This is a genomic window from Pseudogemmobacter blasticus (assembly GCF_003071405.1).
GTDB classification, from domain to species: Bacteria; Pseudomonadota; Alphaproteobacteria; order Rhodobacterales; family Rhodobacteraceae; genus Pseudogemmobacter; species Pseudogemmobacter blasticus.
Genome location: NZ_CP020470.1, coordinates 533,501 through 555,262, shown reverse-complemented (window position 1 = coordinate 555,262; position 21,762 = coordinate 533,501). Strand labels below are relative to the sequence as shown.

Here is a 21,762-nt window from a genome sequence, read left to right as displayed (position 1 = left end):
TCGCGCCCCTGTGATGTTCTGCCTTCGTTCACAAAATCCGGTTGGATACGGGGGCGAATTGCCCTATCTCTGGGGCCTCAGGTCAGGGGTCGCGGATGGCGGAGCAGAAGTTCATCGAAGTGCGCGGGGCGCGCGAGCACAATCTCAAGGGCATCGACCTTGATATTCCGCGCGATCAGCTTGTGGTGATCACCGGGCTGTCTGGATCGGGCAAGTCCAGCCTGGCCTTCGATACGATCTATGCCGAAGGCCAGCGCCGCTATGTCGAATCGCTGTCGGCCTATGCGCGGCAGTTCCTGGACATGATGGGCAAACCGGATGTCGATCACATCTCGGGCCTGTCGCCGGCCATTTCCATCGAGCAGAAGACCACTTCGAAGAACCCGCGCTCGACCGTCGGCACGGTGACCGAGATCTATGACTATCTTCGCCTGCTGTTCGCCCGCGTCGGCACGCCCTACAGCCCCGCCACCGGCCTGCCGATCACCGCCATGCAGGTGCAGGACATGGTGGATGCGGTGATGGCAATGGCGGAAGGCACCCGCGCCTATCTGCTGGCGCCCATCGTGCGCGACCGGAAGGGCGAATATAAGAAGGAATTTCTGGAGCTTCGGAAGCAGGGCTTCCAGCGGATCAAGGTGAACGGCACCTTCCACGATCTGGAGGAACCGCCCACGCTGGACAAGAAGTTCCGCTACAACATCGACGTGGTGGTGGACCGGATCGTCGTGCGCGAGGGGCTGGAAACGCGGCTGGCCGACAGTTTCCGCACCGCGCTGAACCTGGCCGACGGCATTGCCGTGGTGGAACTGGCCGACAGTGCCGAGGGCGAGGCGCCGCAGCGCATCACCTATTCCGAGAAATTCGCCTGCCCGGTGTCGGGCTTCACCATCGCGGAAATCGAGCCGCGCCTGTTTTCCTTCAACGCGCCCTTCGGGGCCTGTCCGGCCTGTGACGGGCTGGGGGTGGAGCTGTTCTTCGACGAAAGGCTGATCGTGCCCGATCAGGGCCTGTCGATCCCGCAAGGGGCCATTGCGCCCTGGGCCAAGTCGAAATCGCCCTATTTCACCCAGACGGTGGATGCCCTGGCCCGCCACTACGGCTTTGACAAGAAGACCAAATGGCGTGACCTTCCCGAGAACGTGAAGCAGCTTTTCCTTTACGGATCAAAGGGTGAGGAGATTGATTTCACCTATGATGAAGGCGGCCGCAGCTACAAGGTGCGCCGCGTTTTCGAAGGGGTGATCCCGAATTTCGAACGCCGCTACCGCGAAACCGACAGCGCCTGGTCGCGCGAGGAGATGGAGCGCTATCAGAACAACCGCGATTGCCACACCTGCGGCGGCTACCGGCTGAAGCCCGAGGCGCTGGCGGTCAAGATCGGCGGGCTGCACATCGGCCAGGTGGTGCGCATGTCGATCCGCGAGGCCCATACCTGGATTGAAACGGTGCCGGCGCATCTGACGAACCAGAACAACGAGATTGCCCGCGCGATCCTGAAGGAAATCCGCGAACGTCTTGGTTTCCTTGTGAATGTCGGCCTGGACTACCTGACGATGAGCCGCAATGCCGGCACCCTGTCTGGCGGCGAAAGCCAGCGTATCCGGCTGGCCAGCCAGATTGGCAGCGGGTTGACCGGCGTGCTTTATGTGCTGGACGAACCGTCGATCGGCCTGCACCAACGCGACAACGACCGGCTGCTGACCACGCTGAAGAACCTGCGCGATCAGGGCAATACGGTGCTGGTGGTGGAACATGACGAGGATGCCATCCGCGAGGCGGATTACGTCTTCGACTTCGGTCCCGGCGCCGGGGTGCATGGCGGGCGGATCGTGGCGCAGGGCACGCCGGCGCAGATTGCCGCCGATCCGGCCAGCCTGACCGGGCAATACCTGTCAGGCAGCCGGGCTATCACCGTGCCGAAGCAGCGACGCGACGGCAGTGGCAAGAAGCTGACGGTGGTGGGCGCTTCGGGCAACAATCTCAAGAACATGACGGCCGAGTTTCCGCTGGGCAAGTTCGTCTGCGTGACCGGGGTGTCGGGCGGCGGCAAGTCCACACTGACCATCGAGACGCTGTTCAAGACCGCCGCCATGCGGCTGAACGGGGCGCATGAGACGCCGGCGCCTTGCGAGACGATCAAGGGGTTCGAACATCTGGACAAGGTGATCGACATCGACCAGCGCGCCATCGGACGGACGCCGCGGTCGAACCCGGCCACCTATACCGGGGCCTTCACCCATATCCGTGACTGGTTTGCCGGATTGCCGGAATCCAAGGCGCGCGGTTACGGGCCGGGGCGGTTCAGCTTCAACGTCAAGGGGGGCCGCTGCGAGGCCTGCCAGGGCGACGGGGTGATCAAGATCGAGATGCACTTCCTGCCCGATGTCTATGTCACCTGCGAAACCTGCAAGGGCCATCGCTACAATCGCGAGACGCTGGAAATCAAGTTCAAGAACAAGAGCATCGCCGATGTTCTTGACATGACTTGCGAAGATGCGCGCGAGTTCTTTTCCGCCGTGCCCAGCATCCGGGAAAAGATGGATGCGCTGTGCGAGGTGGGGCTTGGCTATATCAAGGTCGGGCAGCAGGCGACCACGCTGTCGGGCGGCGAGGCGCAGCGGGTGAAGCTGTCCAAGGAGCTGAGCCGCCGGGCAACCGGGCGGACGCTGTACATTCTGGATGAGCCGACCACGGGGCTGCATTTCGAAGACGTGCGCAAGCTGCTGGAAGTGCTGCATTCGCTGGTGGATCAGGGCAATACGGTGGTGGTGATCGAACACAACCTGGATGTGGTGAAAACTGCCGACTGGGTGATCGACATCGGCCCCGAGGGCGGCGATGGCGGTGGCCGGATCGTGGCGACCGGCACCCCCGAGCAGATTGCCAAGGTCGAGGCCAGCCATACGGGGCGGTATCTCAAGGATATGCTGAAGCCGCGGCGGGTGGCGGCGGAATAGAAAAAGCCGCGGGATTTCCGCGGCTTTTCCTTGTTTGCTTATTCGCTGCGCGAGGCGCGCTTGCGTTCATGCGGGTCCAGAAGCCGCTTGCGCAGCCGGATGATCTTGGGCGTGACCTCGACCAGTTCGTCATCGTCGATATAGGCGATGGCCTCTTCCAGACTGAAGCGGATGTGCGGGGTCAGGCGGACGGCTTCGTCGGTGCCGCTGGCGCGGACGTTGGTCAGCTTCTTGCCCTTGAGCGGGTTCACTTCCAGATCATTGTCGCGCGAATGTTCGCCGATGATCATGCCGGTGTAGACCTGTTCCTGCGGGCCGATGAACATGCGGCCGCGGTCTTCCAGGTTCCACAGGGCATAGGCGACGGAAACGCCGGTCTCCATGCTGATCAGCACGCCCTGACGGCGGCCCTGGATCGGGCCCTTGTGCGGCGCCCAGCCGTGGAAGATGCGGTTCAGCACGCCAGTGCCGCGCGTGTCGGTCAGGAACTGGCCGTGATAGCCGATCAGCCCGCGCGAGGGGACATAGGCGATGATGCGGGTCTTGCCCACGCCGGCGGGCCGCATCTCGACCAGATCGCCCTTGCGTTCGCCGGTCAGCTTGTCGATGACCGCGCCCGAGAATTCGTCATCGACATCGACGATGACCTCTTCGATGGGCTCGTTCCGCACGCCGTCGATTTCCTGCATGATCACGCGCGGGCGCGAGATCGACAGTTCAAAACCTTCGCGGCGCATGTTCTCGATCAGCACGCCCATCTGCAATTCGCCCCGCCCCGAGACTTCGAACGCCTCGCCGCCGGGGGTGTCGGCGACCTTGATCGCCACGTTCACCTCGGCTTCGCGCATCAGGCGTTCACGGATCACGCGCGACTGCACCTTGTTGCCGTCGCGCCCTGCCAGCGGGCTGTCGTTGATGCCGAAGGTGACGGTGATGGTCGGCGGGTCGATCGGCTGGGCGGGCTGGGCGGTTTCGATAGACGGATCGCAAAGCGTGTCGGCCACGGTGGCCTTTGACATGCCGGCCACGGTGACGATGTCGCCGGCGACGGCTTCGTCGATGGCGGTCTGGGTCAGGCCCCGGAAGGCCAGGATCTTGGTGACGCGGAACTGTTCCAGCCGCTCGCCGTCGCGCGACAGGGCCTTGAGCGTGGTGCCGGTGGTCAGCCGGCCGGATTCGACGCGGCCGGTCAGGATGCGGCCCAGATAGGGATCGGCCGACAGGGTGGTGGCCAACATGCGGAAGGGTTCGCCTTCGCGCGCGATCTGCGCCGGTGCGGGGACATGGCGCACGATCAGGTCGAACAGCGCGGCCAGATCCTTGCGGGGGCCGTCCAGCTCCATGTCGGCCCAGCCTGAGCGGCCCGAGGCATAGACATGCGGGAAATCAAGCTGCGCGTCGCTGGCGCCAAGGTTGGCGAAGAGGTCGAACACCTCGTTCAGGGCGCGGTCGGGTTCGGCGTCGGGCTTGTCGACCTTGTTCAGCACCACAATGGGGCGCAGGCCCAGGGCCAGCGCCTTGGCCAGCACGAACTTGGTCTGCGGCATCGGGCCTTCGGCGGCATCGACCAGCAGGCAGACGCCATCGACCATCGACAGGATGCGCTCCACCTCGCCGCCGAAATCGGCGTGGCCGGGGGTGTCGACGATGTTGATCCGCGTCCCCTTCCATTCGACCGAGGTGGCCTTGGCCAGGATGGTGATCCCGCGTTCGCGTTCGATGTCGTTGGAATCCATCGCCCGTTCGGAGACCATCTGGCCCTCGCGATAGGTGCCGGACTGTTTCAGAAGCTCGTCCACCAGCGTGGTCTTGCCGTGGTCAACGTGGGCGATGATAGCGATGTTTCGCAGCTGCATGGGGTCCGCATCTTGGGGGGAGGGGGTAAAGTCTGGCGCGGCTTACAGGGTTTTCGGCCCCGTGGCCAGAGGGGAGGCGGGGAAAGCGGGGGGCCGGGCGGTTTCGGCGGCGGGATGCGGCGGGTCAGGTGGCGATATAGCGGTCGCGGCGGTGGTTGATGGCGATCACCAGATTGACCACCAGCGCGCCGACAAAGCTGATCACCACCGTCATGGGGTCACGCACCAGGAAGGCGGCGGCGAAAAGCACGGCGTCAAAGCCAAGTTGCACCCAGCCCGCGCGCCAGCCAAGCCGGTCTTGCAGCATCAGCGCGACGATGCCGACGCCGCCCAGGCTGGCGCCATGGCGGAACAGCGCCAGCAGGGCCGAGCCGGAGATGAAGCCGAAGAGCACCGCCCCCAGCCAGGGGTTCAGCGTGGCAAAGCTGATGTGCTGCGGCATCCACATGGCCAGCCCCGACAGGAGCGCGACGGAAAGGAAGGTCTTGGCGGTGAACACCGCCCCCATCCGCAGGTAGCCGAAGATATAGAACGGCAGGTTCACCGCAAAGAACACCGGCCCGAAGCCCCAGCCCGTGGCATAGGAGATCAGCACCGCCAGCCCCGCCGTCTGGCCGGTGACAAGGCCAAGATGGGTAAGTATCACGATGCCGAAGGCGGCCATGGTGCTGCCATAGGCAATGGCCTGGGCATCTTCGATCAGGCTGTGCTTTTCCGGTTCGGTCATGCGCGCGGCTTTAGCCTGTGGGGACGGCAACGGGAAGGGGCGTTCAGGTCACCACATACCAGTCGCGGCGGTGGTTGAAGGTGATCACCGCGTTCAGGATGACCGCCCCCAGCAGCGACCACAGCACCCGGTCGGGCGGCAGCAGGAAGACGGCGGCGGTGAACAGGATCAGGTCATGGATCAACTGGGTCCAGCCGGCGCGGAAGCCGGTCTTGTCCTGCAGGATCAGCGCGACGATGGAGACGCCGCCCAGGCTGCCGGAATGGCGGAACAGGCCCAGCAAGCCGACGCCGGCCGAAACGCCGAACAGCACGGCGGCGGCGGCGGGATGGATCTGGTCAACGTGGAGAAGCGGCTTCAGCGCCTCGGCCAGAAGCGAGACCAGCGCGACGGTGGCCAGGCTTTTCAGGCAGAACACCGGGCCGCGCGCCATCCAGGCGAAGCCGAAGAAGGGAATGTTCATCGCGAAGAACACGACCGAGAAGTTCCAGTGGAACACATAGGACAGGATCAGCGCGGTGCCGGCGGTGCCGCCGGTGACCAGCCCCGCCGCCCGCAGCAGATGGATGCCTAGCGCCGCCTGCGCCGAGGCGATCATGAGGCCCTGAACGTCCTCGAAGGCGGTGTAGCGGCGGGCGGTTGAAAGGTCAGCATTCATGACCTTGTTTATGCGCCTGACTTGGGCGTCTGTCGAGGGGGAATTTGTGGGGTGATGGGGGGCGGGAGCCGCTGGGAAGCGGCTGGTTTCGGCAGAAGGGTGCCGGGTGGGTTGGAGGCGACAGGTTGGACGGCCCGATTGTGGCGGTTCGGGGCGCTCGCGAAGGGGGCTATGCGGGACGAAGCGATCGTGCGCTGCATATGCGCAGGAACCGTGTGCGGTTGCGGCATCATCGACGTGGAGGGCGGAACGTGTCCGACACACATAAGCTAATCTTGGGGTTCGCGCTTTGATCCGTTCCGCTCTCTCCATCAGAGTATCGACGTAGTTACAAGCGCTTGGCCGAGTCGGAGAGAACCGCTAAACTTAAGGTCAAGGCTAAGTCAGGAGGACAGATAATGGGAAAGACATTTCCTGAACTACAAGAACATCAGGCACGCATTGAACGGGCCTTGGACACTGCAAAGCCCGAGATGGTCGCACAAGGCAAAGCGCTTTTGTCTACAAACTGCGAGCAATATATCGAAGGCCAAGGTTTCGACGCAAGGAAATTGCTGGGCATAATTGCCGCCAAGCATCAAGCCGACGAGACGATTTCTTACAAAGAGCTCTACGAAAACTGCCACAGGGCAAACGGTAAATGGGGCAAAGAGATCGGGATGGCCGCTGCCCGCTTCTGCACAGGCGCTGCCTCCATATGGGGCTGGGCGAATGGCCACCCCGGCATGAACGACGCTGTGGTGAACGGCCAGACCAATACGCGCGGCGATGGTGCAGCCACTATGGACTATTTGAAGGACTAACCCGCCCGAAATTGTTCCAGCGGCCCCCGTATTGGCAACCTTGTTTGCCCGGGAACAGAACTGCCGCTTTCGGGAAGCTGCGCTGCGGCATCAAGCTATGGCCAACGACGGCTTGGGGCCGAAGCGCGTTGCTGCGCCCGCGACTGGTTTGGCATCGTGGCGGACTACCTGAATGGCCGGTGTGGGCTCAAAGCCGCCTTCCGCTCTTGCCACACCGTCAGGCCAGCCCCCGACCGCGGGGGGCGCTTCCAGCGGTGCGAGGCGGGCGCTTTATGGTAAGGCCTCTTCTGCGGGCTGAGCGAAGAACCGGCAGCGTAGAAGCGCCCGCCCGGGGGCGGTCGGGCGCTGGCCGGGGCCGCTTTGCGGCTGTTAACCCGGCCGGGAGCATCTGAGTGGCGGGGCCAAAGGGCCTGTCATGGCTTCTGCTGGGCGTGGATCAGGCCGGGGTGTTCCGGCCTGATCTTCTGGATTACCGCCAGTAGGTCGGGCCGCCATGCAGGTTATGGGGCGCCGGCGGCAGGGGCGGCAGGCCGATGTCGGCGCGCAGGTGGTTGTTCAGGCCGCGCGCATCCGGCGGGCGGGCCTTGCGCATCCGGCCGCGCAGCAGCGCCAGCAGCGCGGCCACCAGCACCTTGCGGGCGCCATGCAGCGCGATGGCGGCATCAATCGGGTCGACGGGGCGGAATTCGCCCCTGTGTTCGGTCAGGACCATGGGGGTTCCCGGCGCGTGTTGCCACGGGGCCGGCCTTCGACTTGGGGTTTGAAAGGGCCGGACATCCGAAGGCCGCATCCCCATGCAAGGGGGATCAAGGGCAAATGCGGAGGGCCGGCGGGATCAGGGACTTGCGCGCCCGGTCAGGGGGCGCAGCGGCGGCTCAGTTGCGACGGTATCGACGCCAGACCGATCCGGTTGCCGAGGCGGTATTATTCGAATTCATAATCCGCCCTCCCTTGCTTGCAGTGCCGGATGGCGGCTGCATAGGGGGGCGGGCGGGTTCAGGCAAGGGCGGCGCGGCAGGTTGCGCGCCACTGCGGCAGACGGGCCACAGAAGGGCCACAGACGGGATGCCGAAAAAGCGAAAGGGCCGGCGAACCGGCCCTTTGCGACGATCTGCGGTGGCGAAGGATCAGCCCTTGAGCGCCTTGTTCAGATACTGGTCCACCTTTTCCAGATAGCCCATGGTGGTCAGCCACTTCTGGTCGGGGCCGACCAGCAGCGCCAGATCCTTGGTCATGTGGCCGTCTTCCACCGCCTGCACGGTGACCTTTTCCAGCGTCTGGGCAAAGCGCATCAGTTGCTCGTTGTTGTCCAGCTTGGCGCGGTGCTTCAGGCCGCCGGTCCAGGCGTAGATCGAGGCGATGGAGTTGGTCGAGGTCTCCTTGCCCTTCTGATGCTCGCGGTAGTGGCGGGTTACGGTGCCGTGGGCGGCTTCGGCTTCCACGATCTTGCCATCGGGCGTCATCAGCACCGAGGTCATCAGGCCAAGGCTGCCGAAGCCCTGGGCCACGATGTCGGACTGCACGTCGCCGTCATAGTTCTTGCAGGCCCAGACATAGCCGCCCGACCATTTCAGGGCGCTGGCCACCATGTCGTCGATCAGGCGGTGTTCGTAGGTCAGGCCGCGCTTCTTGAATTCCTCGGCGAATTCCTCGTCGAAGATCTTCTGGAAGATGTCCTTGAAGCGCCCGTCATAGGCCTTGAGGATGGTGTTCTTCGTGGACAGATAGACCGGCACGTTGCGCACCAGGCCATAGTTCAGCGAGGCGCGGGCAAAGTCGGTGATGCTGTCGTCGAGGTTGTACATCCCCATGTAGACGCCGGCCGAGGGGGCCGAGTAGACATCCTTCTCGATCACCGTGCCGTCGTCGCCGACGAACTTCATCGTCAGCTTGCCCTTGCCGGGGAACTTGAAGTCGGTCGCGCGATACTGGTCGCCGAAGGCGTGGCGGCCCACGACGATGGGCTTGGTCCAGTGCGGCACAAGGCGCGGCACGTTCTTGCAGATGATCGGCTCGCGGAAGATCACGCCGCCCAGGATGTTGCGGATGGTGCCGTTCGGCGACTTCCACATTTCCTTGAGGTTGAATTCCTGCACCCGCGCCTCGTCGGGGGTGATGGTGGCGCATTTCACCGCCACACCCACTTCCTTGGTCTTCATCGCGGAATCGATGGTGATCTGGTCGCCGGTGCGGTCGCGTTCCTCGATCCCGAGATCGTAGTAGAGCAGGTCGATGTCCAGGTAGGGCAGGATCAGCTTCTTCTTGATGAAGTCCCAGATGATCCGGGTCATCTCGTCGCCGTCCATTTCGACGATCGGATTCGCCACCTTGATCTTCGTCATCGGTTGCCCTTTCGGTGTTGGGATTCGCTGATGCCCTCATAGCGGAAAGGGCGGGGTCGGAAAAGATGGTATGCGAAGGTATACCGAAAATGCCACGCTGCGGTGCGGGAGGGCGGCGGCAGACCGGGGCGCTGCCCCGGACCCCGGGGTATTTCGGCCAAGATGAAGCCGGTCAGCCGCCGAAGAAGGGCCGGGCCTGCGCCTTGACCCAGTTCCAGATCCGGGGAGCGCCGCGGGCGATCTTGTTGCCGACGCGGGATTCGAGCTGGTCCCAGGTGACGGAATAGGTGGTCCAGGTGCCGCCGCCCGACAGCAGGTTGGCCAGCACGGGCTGCACGCGGTCAAGCGATTTGGCGAAGACCGCGTCGGGCGTTTCGGCGGCTTCGAATTCGTCCCAAAGCGCGCGGAAGCTGCGCGCCAGATCGGCCGGCAGAAGGCCGAAGATGCGGTCTGCGGCGCGTTGTTCGGCGGCCTGCGTTTCCGTGCTGGCATGGGCCGCGCCGTTGGCCGAGTGGATCGGCACGTCACCCACGTCGATTTCCACCAGATCATGCAGGATCAGCATTCGGATCACCCGGTCGATGGACACATCCGGGGGGGCCTGATCGGCCAGCACCATGGCGTAAAGCGCCAGATGCCAGGAATGTTCGCCCGAATTCTCGCGCCTCGACCCGTCACAAAGGGTGGTGGCGCGCAGAACCGATTTCAGGCGGTCGGCTTCGTTCAGGAAGGCGAACTGGGCGTCAAGGCGGGAGGTTTGGGGATCTGATGTCTGGGGCATGTCAGGCTGCGCCGGCGTCGCGCGGAGGCTTGGGGGCCGAGCCGCCTTCGCGCCGGGCCTTGAGTGTGCGGTTCAGGAAATCACGCCCGCGGCGTTCGGCCAGCCGGATGCGGACCGAGGTCATGAACGCCTCTTGCAGCGTGGGCGAGGCGGCCAGCAACACCTGCGCCATCTGTTCGTAGTAGCGGTCATCCCCCAACTCGTCCTGCGCGGCCAGCACGTCGCGGGCCAGCGCATCGGCAAGTTCCTGGATGAAGGACATCAGCGGGTTCCTTCACCCATGCGCCGGCGGACGTAATCGGAAACCGTTTGGATCATCGGTTTCATATGGGCTTCTTCGTCCTTGAAGAAGTGGTCCGCGCCTTCGATCTCGGTATGGGTGATGGTGATGCCCTTCTGTTCGTGCAGCTTGGAGACCAGCGTGCGCGTGTCCTTGGGCGGGGCCACCTTGTCGGCGGTGCCGTTGATGATCAGCCCCGAAGACGGGCAGGGCGCCAGGAAGGTGAAGTCGTAAAGGTTCGCTGGCGGCGCGACCGAGATGAAGCCGGTGATTTCCGGCCGGCGCATCAGCAGTTGCATCCCGATCCAGGCCCCGAAGGAGAAGCCCGCGACCCAGCAATGCTTGGCGTTCTGGTTCATCGCCTGCAGATAGTCGAGCGCGGAGGCCGCATCGGACAATTCGCCGATGCCCTGGTCATATTCGCCCTGGCTGCGCCCCACGCCGCGGAAGTTGAACCGCAGCACGGTGAAGCCCAGATTGTAGAAGGCGTAATGCAGGTTGTAGACGACCTTGTTGTTCATCGTGCCGCCATAGGCGGGATGCGGATGCAGCACGATGGCGATGGGCGCGTCGCGGTCCTTCTGCGGGTGGTAGCGGCCTTCGAGGCGGCCGTCGGGTCCGGCAAAGATGACTTCTGGCATGGGCCTTGCTGGTTCCTGCTTGGTGCGATTTGTTGACGCTATCGCCGGGAAAAACTAGAGCTTCTCCAGCCGCGGGCTTGTGGTGGGCTGGAACATCGGGTTTCAGGTAATGGCCGCGGCAGGCCGCGTCAATGGACTTGCGCCGCCGCGCTGGGGAGAAGGCGATGAAACTCTCGACCAAGGGACGCTATGCGATGGTGGCGCTGGCCGATCTGGCGCTGGCCGAGGCCAGGTCGGGCGGCGAGGAACTGGTGTCGCTGGCCGCGATCTCGAAGCGGCAGGACATCAGCCTGCCGTATCTGGAGCAGTTGTTCGTGAAGCTGCGCCGGGCGGGGCTGGTCGAGGCGGTGCGGGGGCCGGGCGGTGGCTACAAGCTGGCGCGCGATCCGCAAAGCATTCGGGTGAGCGAGGTGCTGGAGGCGGTGGAAGAGACCGTCGATGCCATGCACACCGGGGCCGGGGCCACGGGCGCGGTGTCGGGCACGCGGGCGCAAAGTCTGACCAACCGTCTGTGGGAAAGCCTGTCGGCCAATGTCTATGTCTTCCTGCATCAGGTGCGGCTGTCGGACGTGGTGAAGAACGACCTGACGCCGTGCCCGGCGGTGCCCAGCCTGTTCCGCGTCCGCGTGGTGGACGAGGAGTGAGCGCGGCCCGCGTCTATCTGGACTGGAACGCCACGACCCAGCTGCGCCCCGAGGCGCGCGCGGCCATGTCGGCGGCGATGGATGTGGTCGGCAACCCGTCTTCGGTTCATGCCGAAGGGCGGGCGGCGAAGGCGCTGGTCGAGCGGGCGCGGGCGCAGGTGGCGGCGGCGCTGGGGGCCGAGGGGGCCGACATCGTGTTCACCAGCGGCGCGACCGAGGCGGCGGCGCTGGCCTGTGCCGGGCGCGGGCTGGTCTGTGCCGCGGTCGAGCATGAGGCGGTGGCCGCCTGGTGCGAGGTGGGCCTGCCCGTTGCGGCCGATGGTGCCGTGACGGTGGCCGATCCGGCGCGGACGGCGCTGCAACTGGCCAATTCCGAGACGGGAATCGTTCAGGCCCTGCCGGCGGGGCTGGCGGTCAGCGATCTGACGCAGGCTTTCGGCAAGCGGCCCTTCGCCTTCAACTGGCTGGACTGTGCCATGGGGCTGGTCAGTGCCCATAAATTGGGCGGCCCCAAGGGCATTGGGGCGCTGGTCCTGCGGCAAGGGATTGATCTGCAAGCGCAACTTCGCGGCGGCGGGCAGGAGATGGGGCGCCGGGCCGGGACCGAGAACCTGATCGGAATCGCCGGTTTCGGCGCCGCGGCCGAGGCGGCGGCCCGCGATCTGGCCGACGGAATCTGGGAAGAAGTGGCCGAGTTTAGAAATATTCTAGAAATGGCATTGTCGGCTTCGGGATTTGAGACTATTTCTGTCGGGAAAGGCGCGGACCGCCTGCCGAACACCCTGTGCGTCATCGCCCCCGGCTGGAAGGGCGAGACCCAGGTGATGGCGATGGATCTGGCGGGCTTTGCCGTCTCGGCGGGGTCGGCCTGTTCCAGCGGCAAGGTGCGCGCCTCGAAGGTGCTGCGGGCGATGGGCTTTGACGAGGGGCAGGCGGGTCAGGCGATCCGCATCTCTCTGGGGCCCGGCGTGGCGAAGGACGATGTGCTGCGGTTCGCCGATGTGTGGACCAAGGCCTATGCGAAGGCCCGAGCGCGGGCGACGTAAGGACGGAGAGACGCAATGGCGACGGTCGAAGCAGAAGAGGTGCGCGAAGGCGTCGATCGGGAGACGATCGAGACCGTCCAGGCCATGGCCGGCAAGTACAAATACGGCTGGGAAACCGAGATCGAGACGGAATATGCGCCGAAAGGGCTGAACGAGGACATCGTTCGCCTGATCAGCAGCAAGAACGCCGAGCCGGAGTGGATGCTGGAATGGCGTCTGGCCGCCTATCGCCGCTGGGTCGGGCTGGAAGAGCCCCGCTGGGCGATGCTGAACTACCCCGAGATCGACTATCAGGACCAGTATTACTACGCCAAGCCCAAGAGCATGTCGGTCAAGCCGAAGTCGCTGGACGAGGTGGACCCCAAGCTGCTGGCCACCTATGAAAAGCTGGGCATCCCGCTGAAGGAACAGGCGCTGCTGGCCGGGGTGGAAATGCCCGAGGGCGAGCGGCAGGTCGCGGTGGACGCGGTCTTCGACTCGGTCAGCGTCGGCACCACCTTCAAGGAGGAGTTGCGCAAGGCGGGCGTGATCTTCTGTTCGATCTCGGAAGCGGTGCGTGAACATCCCGAACTGGTGCAGAAATATCTGGGCACCGTCGTTCCGCCCAGCGACAACTTCTTTGCCACGCTGAACTGCGCGGTGTTTTCGGACGGCAGCTTTGTCTACATCCCGCCGGGTGTGCGCTGCCCGATGGAACTGTCGACCTATTTCCGCATCAACGCGGAAAACACCGGCCAGTTCGAACGCACGCTGATCATTGCCGACAAGGGCAGCTATGTCAGCTATCTGGAAGGCTGCACCGCGCCCAAGCGCGACACCACCCAGTTGCACGCGGCGGTGGTGGAAATCGTGCTGCTTGAGGATGCCGAGGTCAAATACTCGACCGTGCAGAACTGGTATCCGGGCGATGAGGAAGGCCGGGGCGGCATCTACAACTTTGTCACCAAGCGTGCCGATTGCCGGGGCGCCCGGTCCAAGGTGATGTGGACGCAGGTGGAAACCGGCAGCGCGATCACCTGGAAATATCCGTCCTGCATCCTGCGGGGCGAGGGCAGCCAGGGCGAGTTCTATTCCATCGCCATCGCCAACAACGCCCAGCAGGCCGATACCGGCACCAAGATGATTCACCTTGGCAAGAACACCAAGAGCAGGATCGTGTCGAAAGGCATCAGCGCCGGGCGGGCGCAGAACACCTATCGCGGTCTGGTGAGTATGCACCCGCGCGCCACCAACAGCCGCAACTATACCCAATGCGACAGCCTGCTGATCGGCAACAAATGCGGGGCGCATACCGTGCCCTATATCGAGGTGCGCAACAATTCGAGCCGCGCCGAGCATGAGGCCACCACCTCGAAGGTGGATGAGGATCAACTGTTCTACTGCCGGTCGCGCGGGATCGACGAGGAGGCGGCGGTGGCGCTGATCGTCAACGGCTTCTGCAAGGAAGTGTTGCAGGCGCTGCCGATGGAATTCGCCATGGAGGCGCAAAGCCTGGTGGCGATCAGTCTTGAGGGCAGCGTTGGCTAGTCAGGGCATGACAGGGGCAGGGATGCCGGACGCGGGGCACCTGCCGCCGTCCGGGGGGGCGGAGGAGTTTGTCCTGACCTTTCCGCCCGAGGAAGCCCTGTTCGTGTTCCAAAACTACAGCGCGGCGACCTCGATTCTGGAATATGGCAGCGGCGGGTCAACCGTGCTGGCCGCCCAACTGGGCAAGCCGGTGGTGGCGGTGGAAAGCGATGGCGACTGGGCGGCGCGGCTGGCGGCCTGTCTGGAGCGCGAGGGGCTGGTGGCCAGCCTGCACCCGGTTGACATTGGCCCGACCGGCGACTGGGGGCGCCCCAGATCGACCGAGGGCGCCGCGCGCTATCACCGCTATGCGCTGTCGGTCTGGGACCGGCCCGATCTGCGGCATCCCGATCTGGTGCTGATTGACGGGCGGTTCCGGGCGGCCTGTCTGGCCGCGACGATGCTGCGCATTTCCCGCCCGGTGACGGTGCTGTTTGATGATTACCTGAACCGCCCCTTCTACCACGGGGTCGAGAAGCTGGCCCGCCGCGTGGAAACCGTTGGCCGGATGGCCCGGTTCGAGGTGGAACCCGGCCCGATCCCGCCGGACCTGTTGACCGAAGTCATCGGCTGGTTCGCCGACCCGCGCTGAACCGCCCCATTTGAATTGCCTGCCTGTAGGATAAGAAAATGCTGGAAATCAAGAACCTGCACGTCAAACTTGAAGAAGAGGACAAGGTGATCCTGCGCGGGGTCGATCTGAAGATCGGCCCGGGTGAGGTACATGCGATCATGGGGCCCAACGGGTCTGGCAAATCGACGCTGTCCTATGTGCTGGCGGGCCGCGACGGCTATGTCGTGACCGATGGCAGCGCCACGCTGGATGACGAAAGTCTGCTGGAGATGGAACCGGAAGAGCGCGCGGCGGCGGGGCTGTTCCTGGCGCTGCAATATCCGGTGGAAATTCCGGGCGTGGGCAACATGACCTTCCTGCGGACGGCGGCCAATGCGCAGCGCAAGGCGCGCGGCGAAGAGGAGCTGAGCGCGGGCGATTTCCTCAAGCTGGTGCGCGAAAAGGCCAAGCGGCTGAAGATCGACGCCGACATGCTGAAGCGCCCGGTGAACGTGGGCTTTTCGGGTGGCGAGAAGAAGCGTAACGAAATTCTCCAGATGGCGATGCTGGAGCCGAAGATGTGCATCCTGGACGAGACCGACTCGGGCCTGGACGTGGATGCGATGAAGCTGGTGTCGGACGGGGTGAACGCGCTGCGCGACGGCAAGCGGTCATTCCTGGTTATCACGCATTATCAACGGCTTCTGGACCATATCAAACCTGATGTCGTGCATATCATGGCGGCGGGCCGGATCATCCGTTCGGGCGGGCCGGAGCTGGCGCTTGAGGTTGAGCACAACGGCTATGCCGACCTGCTGGCCGAGGTGAAGTGATGGCCCTGGCGGAAGCGAAGCGCGCCGCGCTGGCGGCCCGCACCGATGGGCTGACGACGGCTGGCGAGGGCTGGCTGGCCACGGCGCGGGACGGCGCGAAGGCGCGGCTGGCGGCGATGGGCCTGCCGGTGAAGCGCGATGAATACTGGCGCTATACGGACCCGTCCAGCCTGACCTCGGCCGATCCGCTGCCGGCCACGGCGCGGGGGGCCGAGGAAGACGAGCCGGGGTTCGCCGGGATTGATCAGGTGCGGCTGGTCTTCGTGGACGGGGTGTTCGACGCCAAGGCCTCGGACGACCCGCGGCTGGCGGGGGTTGAGATCGAGCGGCTGGCCGAAGCGGCCGCCCGCCCGGGCCACTGGGCGCGCGATCTGTATGGAGTGCTTGAGGCGCGGGGGCAGACGCCGGTGGAGCGGCCGCTGGCCGCCCTTGGCACCGCCTATGCGACCGAGGGCGTGGTGATCCGCGCCACGGCACGGGCGAAGAAGCCTGTATCGCTGATTTATGTCCATGAATCAGAGACTTCGGATGCCATCCTTCACCATTGCATCAGGATCGAATCCGGCGCCGAGCTGACCGTTCTGGAAAGCGGCCCGGCGGCGGCGCGGTTCTGCAAGGTGATGGAGGTTGAGGTGGCCGATGGCGGCCGGTTCCACCATATCCGCACCCAGGGGCCCGATCTGGAACGCCGCGCGGCGACGCATGTCTTTGCCCGGCTGGCGGCCAATGCGCTGTTCAAGAGCTTTACCCTGACCGCGAACGGCCGGCTGACCCGCAACGAGGTGGTGATCGAGCTGACCGGACCGGACAGCATGGCGCATGTCGCCGGCGCCTCGATGGGCGATGGCGGCGATTTCCTGCATGACGATACCGTCTTCATCACCCATGCCGCCGAACGCTGCGAAAGCCGGCAGGTGTTCAAGAAGGTTCTGAAGAACGGGGCGACGGGGGTGTTTCAGGGCAAGATCCTGGTACATGCCAAGGCGCAGAAAACCGATGGCTACCAGATCAGCCAAAGCCTGCTGCTGGACGACGACAGCCAGTTCCTGGCCAAGCCCGAGCTGGAAATCTATGCCGACGATGTGAAATGCAGCCACGGGTCAACCAGCGGCGCCATTGACGACACGGCGCTGTTCTACCTGCAATCGCGCGGGGTGCCGAAGCGGGTGGCGCAATCGCTGCTGGTGCTGGCCTTCCTGTCCGAAGCGATCCAGGAGATCGAGGACGAGGCCATCGCCGAAGACATACGGGGGCGTCTGGAGGGCTGGTTGCACCGGCACGAGCACTGATGGCGGTTTCGACCGACATTCTGGCCACCTGGGCGCGGCCCCGAAAGGTGTTTCGCCAGATCCTTGACCGCAGCCGGGGCGAGGGGCAGGCGCTGGCCTATCTTCTTGCGGCCTGCCTGCTGATCTTTGTCGCGCAATGGCCGCGGCTGGCGCGCGAGGCGCATTTTGCCCGGCAGACCGCCGAGGCCGCGGGCACGCCGCCAGATCAGGTGCCGGGCCTGCAGGCGCTGATCGGGATCAATATGTTCGCCCTGCTGTTCATGGCGCCGCTGATCTTTTACGCGCTGGCCGGGCTGGCGCATCTGGTGGCGCGGGCCCTGGGCGGCACGGGAACGCCGCTGGCGTCGCGGCTGGCGCTGTTCTGGGCGCTGCTGGCGACCGCGCCCTGGATGCTGTTCCAGGGGCTGGTCTCGGGCTTCATCGGCGCGGGGCCGGCGCTGACGGCGACCGGCGTGGTGGTGGCGCTGGCCTTCCTTGGCCTTTGGCTGACGCTGATGCGCGAGGCACACCGGGCATGATGCAGGAGATACTGGACCGTATGGTGCAAACCCTGCGCGATCCGCAGGCCGGGATGCGGGACGTGCTACGGCTGGACCTGCCCGCGGGGGCGCGCTGGACGGCGCTGGGGCTGATGGCGGTGGCTTCGGCCCTGCTGGTGCATCTGGGGCTGATGCTGTCGCCGCCGACCGGGCCGACGCCGATGGACGCAATCTTCGGATCGCCGCTGAAAACCGCGCTGGTGCAGATCGTGGCGCTGGTCACGGTGTCTTGGCTGATCCATGTGATCGGCGGGTCGTTCGGGGGCACCGGCACGGCGGCAGGCGCGATGATGGTGGTTGTCTGGTTGCAGGCGATCCTGATCGCGCTGCAACTGCTTCAGCTTGTGGCGCTGCTGGTGCTGCCGCCCGTGGCGGTGATCCTTAGCCTGGTGTCCTTTGGCCTGTTTTTCTGGCTGCTGACCAACTTTGTTGCCGCCTTGCACGGATTTTCCAGCCCGCTCAAGGTGTTCGGGGGGATTGTTCTGGCGACGATCGCGGTGGTTCTGGTGATGTCGATCATCCTGTCGCTGGTTCTGGGGCCGGAGGCCTTGAGCAATGTATGACATCGAAACGGTCCGCCGCGATTTCCCGATCCTGTCGCGGCAGGTGAACGGCAAGCCGCTGGTCTATCTGGACAACGGGGCCAGCGCGCAGAAGCCGCAGGCGGTGATCGACGCGGTGACGCAGGCCTATTCGATGGAATACGCCAATGTTCACCGTGGCTTGCATTACCTTTCGAACCTGGCGACTGAAAAGTATGAAGCGGTGCGCGGCATCGTCCGGCGCTTTCTGAATGCGCCCACCGAAGACGAGATCGTTTTCACCACCGGCACGACCGAGGGGATCAACCTGATCTCTTACGCCTGGGCCGCGCCGCGGTTGCAGCCCGGCGACGAGATCGTGCTGTCGATCCTGGAGCATCACGCCAATATCGTGCCCTGGCATTTCCTGCGCGAACGGCAGGGGGTGGTGCTGAAATGGGTGGAGTGCGACGCCAATGGCGACCTTGATCCGCAGGCGGTGATTGACGCCATTGGCCCGAAAACGCGGCTTGTCGCGATCACGCAGATGTCGAACGTGCTGGGCACGGTGGTCGATGTCGGCACCATCTGCCGGGCGGCGCGCGAAAAGGGCGTGCCGGTGCTGGTCGATGGCAGCCAGGGCGCGGTGCATATGCCGGTGGATGTGGCGGCCATGGGCTGCGACTTCTATGCAATCACCGGGCATAAACTATACGGACCAAGCGGTTCCGGTGCGATCTTCATTCGTCGCGAGAGGATGGAGGAGATGCGCCCCTTCCTGGGCGGCGGCGACATGATCCGTGAGGTCAGCCGGGACACTGTTACCTGGGCCGACCCGCCGATGAAGTTCGAGGCGGGCACGCCGGGCATCGTGCAGCAGATCGGGCTGGGCGTGGCGCTGGACTACATGATGGGTCTGGGCATGGAGGCCATCGCCGCGCATGAACGATCCTTGCGCGACTATGCGCGCGACCGGCTTTCGGGGCTGAACTGGCTGACCGTGCAGGGAAATTCGGCCGGCAAGGGCGCGATCTTCAGCTTCACGCTGCAAGGCGCGGCCCATGCCCATGACATTTCCACCGTGCTGGACAAGCGCGGCATCGCGGTGCGCGCCGGCACCCATTGCGCCATGCCGCTGATGACGCATATGGGCGTGACGGCCACCTGCCGTGCCTCCTTCGCGCTCTACAACACCAAGGCCGAGGTTGATGCGCTGGTCTCGGCGCTGGAGCTGTGCCACGAACTGTTCGGCTGACCCCGCGGCCTAGAAGGTGATGCGCAGGGTCAGGGCGGCGGCGCTGTCGGTTTCATCCTGCCGGTTGCCGAAATCATTGGCATGGATCAGGTCCAGCCGCAGCGCGGTGCTGTCCGAAATCGGCAGGTCATAGCTGATCCGGAAGTCGATCTCGCGTGCCTCGGGGGACAGGGGCACCGCAATCGCGGCCATCCGGGCCTTGCCATCGCCCGGGCGGCGCAGCGCGATTTCGGTGCGCGCGGTGCCGGCTGTCACCGCGATGGGGGCCGAGATGCCCACGGTCAGCCGGTCGCCGCTGGAAAACACATTGTGCTGGCCGACCTCGGCCCCGAAGCTGTTGAAGGACATCTGGCCGACATCGTTGAGCGCGCCGCTGCCATCGGCATTGGCAAGGCCGAATTCGGCGCCCATCTGAACGAAGCCGTCGCCGCCCAGACTGCCGCGCAGGCCAACCGTCACGGCCGCCGCCGTGGTGCCGCTGCCGTTGGCGCCGCTGCCCAGACCGAAGACCTCGCCGCCATCGCGGGCCAGTTTCAGGCCCAGGTCCAGTGCGGCCCTGTCATCGCCAAAGCGGCGCACCAACGACAGGCCCAGGCTTTCGGACCCGGCCTGCGGGGCCAGCAGGTGCAGGGCCATGCCGGTTTCGGGCGAGATCATCGCCAGATCGGCGCCAGAGAAGCCGTCGAAGCCGGCGATGCTGCCGCCAATCTCGGCCCCGGAGCTGGCAATTCCGGCGGCGCCGATGCGGGCGGCGCGGGTCGACAGCGGCTCGGGCGCGGCCTCGGCGGCAAGGGCGGGGGCTGGCAGGGCGAACTGTCCGGCAAAACTGTCGGCCACGGCCAGGCTATAGGCGCCCAGCCCGCGGCTGACTGCATCGCCAAGGCTGGCCCCGGTGTGAACGGTCGCCTGTTCAACCGGGACGGCGCCTTCGGCCATCGTGACCGTGGGGGTGCCGATCGGCATCAGGGCCGATTTCAGGTTCAGGAACCCATGCCCGAATTCGGTGCTGTAATCGTGCCAGAAGCCGGGGGCGAGTTCGAGACTGCCATCGGCGGTGAAGCCCGCAAAGCTGTTGTCGGCCGAGGCCAGCAGCCGCAGCCGCAGTTGGTGCGGGGTCAGGTCGGGGAAGGCTTCGGCCAGCAGGGCCAGCGCGCCGGACACCTGCGGCGCGGCAAAGGAAGACCCGGTGCCGAAATCGTAGGAGGTGGTCGAGGAGAAACCCGTGGTGGGGTCGTAGGCCGAGGCGGCGGTCCAGGTGCCATCGGCCACCAGACACCAGGCGGCGGCCTCAAGGCAGGCGGCCGAAATCCGGGTGGCCGCGGTGACATGGTCGGTGTTGAATTCCGCCGTGGCATTGCCCACCGCCAGCCAGCCCGATTCCAGTTCCGGCACCAGAAGCGGCAGGGCGGGCATCAGATCGGATTCGGTCAGCGCGTGGTCGTTCGACAGGGCGAAGACCACCACGCCTTCGGCCGCATAGGCCTTGAGCGCGTCCAGATAGGCCGCGCCATCGCTGTCCTGGAAGATGTCATTGAAGCCGGTCGGGGTGGCGGCCGCGAGCGTATAGCCCCAGGAGTTGTTCAGGGCGACGGCACCGGCGCTGCGGGCGGCGATGGCGGTTTGAGTCAGGGTGACGGGCGAATCATAGCTGCCAAGGATCAGCGTCGCCTTGGGTGCGACCCCGATCATGGTCGGGGAATCCCCGGCGGCAATCGAGGCGACCATGGTGCCGTGATCATCGGGCAGGACCGACCCGGTGACCTGATCCACCCGGTTGCCAAAGGCCTCGTGGTTGATGCGGAAGCCGGCGTCCGAAATCGCGATCACCGCGCCAAGGCCTGTCAGGCCAACGGCATGGGCGTATTCGATATGGGCCGCCGTCAGGGGTGCGCTTTGATACTGGGGCGAGCCTGATCCGAAGGACCAACTGCTGTTCTGCAGCCGGTAGCGCGCGGATTGCCGCAGCGACGAGGCGAAGCTTTCCCAAGGGGTGAAGTCGCGGATGTACCACGACCCCAGCGTTCCCGATCCGCCCGGCGTGATCTCGGGCCGCGTCGGTGACGCGGTGTTGCTGTCCGAGCCCCCGTTGCAAGCAGACACGACACAGAGCAGCACGCCGAACTGGCAGAAACGCAGGAAAGGGGGCATGGCAGGTTCCCGTTTGATCACGCCTGATCATGAAATCGTGATCATCGGCGGTGTGCAACACCGAAGTGGGCGCAATTCGTGCAAGGGCCTGCCGGACGCAGCGGCGCCGTGCGGCGCGGCCTATCCCTGCGGGGATGCAGCGTTTTGGCGTTGCGGCACCCCCGGACTGCCGTTATAGACGCGGTAGCCGCGCACCCGTAGCTCAGCTGGATAGAGTGCTGCCCTCCGAAGGCAGAGGTCACAGGTTCGAATCCTGTCGGGTGCGCCAGATCTTCTTCCTTACCGTGCAAATGGAAAAGGCGCAGAACCGTGGTTCCGCG

20 protein-coding genes and 1 tRNA gene are annotated in these 21,762 nt (G+C 65.1%); 12 read left to right on the top strand and 9 right to left on the bottom strand.

The genetic code is table 11. The features are described 5' to 3' along the window. Positions 1 to 95: 95 nt before the first annotated feature. Positions 96 to 2,960 (top strand): excinuclease ABC subunit UvrA, encoded by a 2,865-nt coding sequence (uvrA, locus tag B6K69_RS02660; protein WP_108642680.1) that lies wholly within the window; start codon positions 96 to 98, stop codon positions 2,958 to 2,960. A 38-nt stretch (positions 2,961 to 2,998) separates the two neighbouring features. On the opposite strand, the gene typA is transcribed toward uvrA, so the two are convergent. The 3 genes from typA to B6K69_RS02645 all read right to left on the bottom strand — a co-directional run bounded on the left by typA (position 2,999) and on the right by B6K69_RS02645 (position 6,201). Then, positions 2,999 to 4,816 (bottom strand): translational GTPase TypA, encoded by a 1,818-nt coding sequence (gene typA, locus B6K69_RS02655; protein ID WP_108642679.1) that lies wholly within the window; start codon positions 4,814 to 4,816, stop codon positions 2,999 to 3,001. 124 nt (positions 4,817 to 4,940) lie between these two features. After that, the gene (locus tag B6K69_RS02650; RefSeq protein ID WP_108642678.1) at positions 4,941 to 5,543 is read right to left on the bottom strand and encodes a YitT family protein; all 603 of its coding nucleotides are present in this window, start codon (positions 5,541 to 5,543) and stop codon (positions 4,941 to 4,943) included. A 43-nt stretch (positions 5,544 to 5,586) separates the two neighbouring features. Beyond that, on the bottom strand, positions 5,587 to 6,201 hold the full coding sequence (locus B6K69_RS02645; RefSeq protein WP_108642677.1) for a YitT family protein: 615 nt from the start codon (positions 6,199 to 6,201) through the stop codon (positions 5,587 to 5,589). Positions 6,202 to 6,599: 398 nt separating this feature from the next. Between B6K69_RS02645 and B6K69_RS02640 the strand changes: the two genes are divergently transcribed. After that, the gene (locus tag B6K69_RS02640; protein WP_123876517.1) at positions 6,600 to 7,004 is read left to right on the top strand and encodes a hypothetical protein; all 405 of its coding nucleotides are present in this window, start codon (positions 6,600 to 6,602) and stop codon (positions 7,002 to 7,004) included. 469 nt (positions 7,005 to 7,473) lie between these two features. Here the strand turns inward: B6K69_RS02640 and B6K69_RS02635 are convergent, their stop codons facing one another. The 5 genes from B6K69_RS02635 to B6K69_RS02615 form a co-directional block, all read right to left on the bottom strand. Next, complete coding sequence (locus B6K69_RS02635; protein WP_108642675.1) at positions 7,474 to 7,716, bottom strand: hypothetical protein; 243 nt, start codon at positions 7,714 to 7,716, stop codon at positions 7,474 to 7,476. Positions 7,717 to 8,131: 415 nt separating this feature from the next. Further along, entirely contained in the window at positions 8,132 to 9,346 is a 1,215-nt protein-coding gene (locus B6K69_RS02630) for an NADP-dependent isocitrate dehydrogenase (RefSeq protein WP_108642674.1), read from the bottom strand. Between the two features lie 172 nt (positions 9,347 to 9,518). Continuing rightward, positions 9,519 to 10,127 (bottom strand): HD domain-containing protein, encoded by a 609-nt coding sequence (locus tag B6K69_RS02625; protein ID WP_108642673.1) that lies wholly within the window; start codon positions 10,125 to 10,127, stop codon positions 9,519 to 9,521. A gap of 1 nt (position 10,128) precedes the next feature. Continuing rightward, positions 10,129 to 10,389 carry a hypothetical protein gene (locus tag B6K69_RS02620; protein WP_108642672.1) on the bottom strand — a complete coding sequence of 87 codons (261 nt, stop codon included), beginning with the start codon at positions 10,387 to 10,389 and terminating at the stop codon, positions 10,129 to 10,131. Beyond that, complete coding sequence (locus tag B6K69_RS02615; protein WP_107673771.1) at positions 10,389 to 11,048, bottom strand: alpha/beta hydrolase; 660 nt, start codon at positions 11,046 to 11,048, stop codon at positions 10,389 to 10,391. The genes B6K69_RS02620 and B6K69_RS02615 overlap by 1 nt, the downstream gene beginning before the upstream one ends. 164 nt (positions 11,049 to 11,212) lie before the next feature. On the opposite strand from B6K69_RS02615, the gene iscR reads away from it, so the two are divergent. From iscR to B6K69_RS02570, 9 genes are read left to right on the top strand one after another with little or no spacing between them, the layout of a single operon-like run. Next, complete coding sequence (gene iscR / locus B6K69_RS02610) at positions 11,213 to 11,692, top strand: Fe-S cluster assembly transcriptional regulator IscR (RefSeq protein WP_107673871.1); 480 nt, start codon at positions 11,213 to 11,215, stop codon at positions 11,690 to 11,692. Continuing rightward, entirely contained in the window at positions 11,689 to 12,738 is a 1,050-nt protein-coding gene (locus B6K69_RS02605) for a cysteine desulfurase family protein (RefSeq protein ID WP_108642671.1), read from the top strand. The genes iscR and B6K69_RS02605 overlap by 4 nt, the downstream gene beginning before the upstream one ends. 15 nt (positions 12,739 to 12,753) lie before the next feature. After that, positions 12,754 to 14,265 carry a Fe-S cluster assembly protein SufB gene (sufB, locus tag B6K69_RS02600; RefSeq protein WP_108642670.1) on the top strand — a complete coding sequence of 504 codons (1,512 nt, stop codon included), beginning with the start codon at positions 12,754 to 12,756 and terminating at the stop codon, positions 14,263 to 14,265. Positions 14,266 to 14,287: 22 nt separating this feature from the next. Further along, positions 14,288 to 14,896, top strand: coding sequence for a hypothetical protein (locus B6K69_RS02595; protein ID WP_108642669.1), 609 nt, complete (start codon positions 14,288 to 14,290; stop codon positions 14,894 to 14,896). A gap of 38 nt (positions 14,897 to 14,934) precedes the next feature. After that, positions 14,935 to 15,690: a Fe-S cluster assembly ATPase SufC gene (gene sufC / locus B6K69_RS02590; protein WP_107674691.1), complete on the top strand. Its 756-nt coding sequence runs from the start codon at positions 14,935 to 14,937 to the stop codon at positions 15,688 to 15,690. Then, on the top strand, positions 15,690 to 16,979 hold the full coding sequence (locus B6K69_RS02585; protein WP_108642668.1) for a SufB/SufD family protein: 1,290 nt from the start codon (positions 15,690 to 15,692) through the stop codon (positions 16,977 to 16,979). Before sufC ends, B6K69_RS02585 begins: the two co-directional genes overlap by 1 nt. After that, entirely contained in the window at positions 16,979 to 17,497 is a 519-nt protein-coding gene (locus B6K69_RS02580; RefSeq protein WP_107674688.1) for a YIP1 family protein, read from the top strand. Before B6K69_RS02585 ends, B6K69_RS02580 begins: the two co-directional genes overlap by 1 nt. Continuing rightward, positions 17,494 to 18,081, top strand: coding sequence for a YIP1 family protein (locus B6K69_RS02575; protein WP_107674687.1), 588 nt, complete (start codon positions 17,494 to 17,496; stop codon positions 18,079 to 18,081). The genes B6K69_RS02580 and B6K69_RS02575 overlap by 4 nt, the downstream gene beginning before the upstream one ends. Then, entirely contained in the window at positions 18,074 to 19,294 is a 1,221-nt protein-coding gene (locus tag B6K69_RS02570) for a cysteine desulfurase (protein WP_108642667.1), read from the top strand. The genes B6K69_RS02575 and B6K69_RS02570 overlap by 8 nt, the downstream gene beginning before the upstream one ends. Before the next feature lie 9 nt (positions 19,295 to 19,303). On the opposite strand, the gene B6K69_RS02565 is transcribed toward B6K69_RS02570, so the two are convergent. Then, on the bottom strand, positions 19,304 to 21,442 hold the full coding sequence (locus B6K69_RS02565) for a S8 family peptidase (protein WP_108642666.1): 2,139 nt from the start codon (positions 21,440 to 21,442) through the stop codon (positions 19,304 to 19,306). A gap of 191 nt (positions 21,443 to 21,633) precedes the next feature. On the opposite strand from B6K69_RS02565, the gene B6K69_RS02560 reads away from it, so the two are divergent. Next, positions 21,634 to 21,710, top strand: a tRNA-Arg gene (locus tag B6K69_RS02560). Positions 21,711 to 21,762 lie beyond the last annotated feature (52 nt).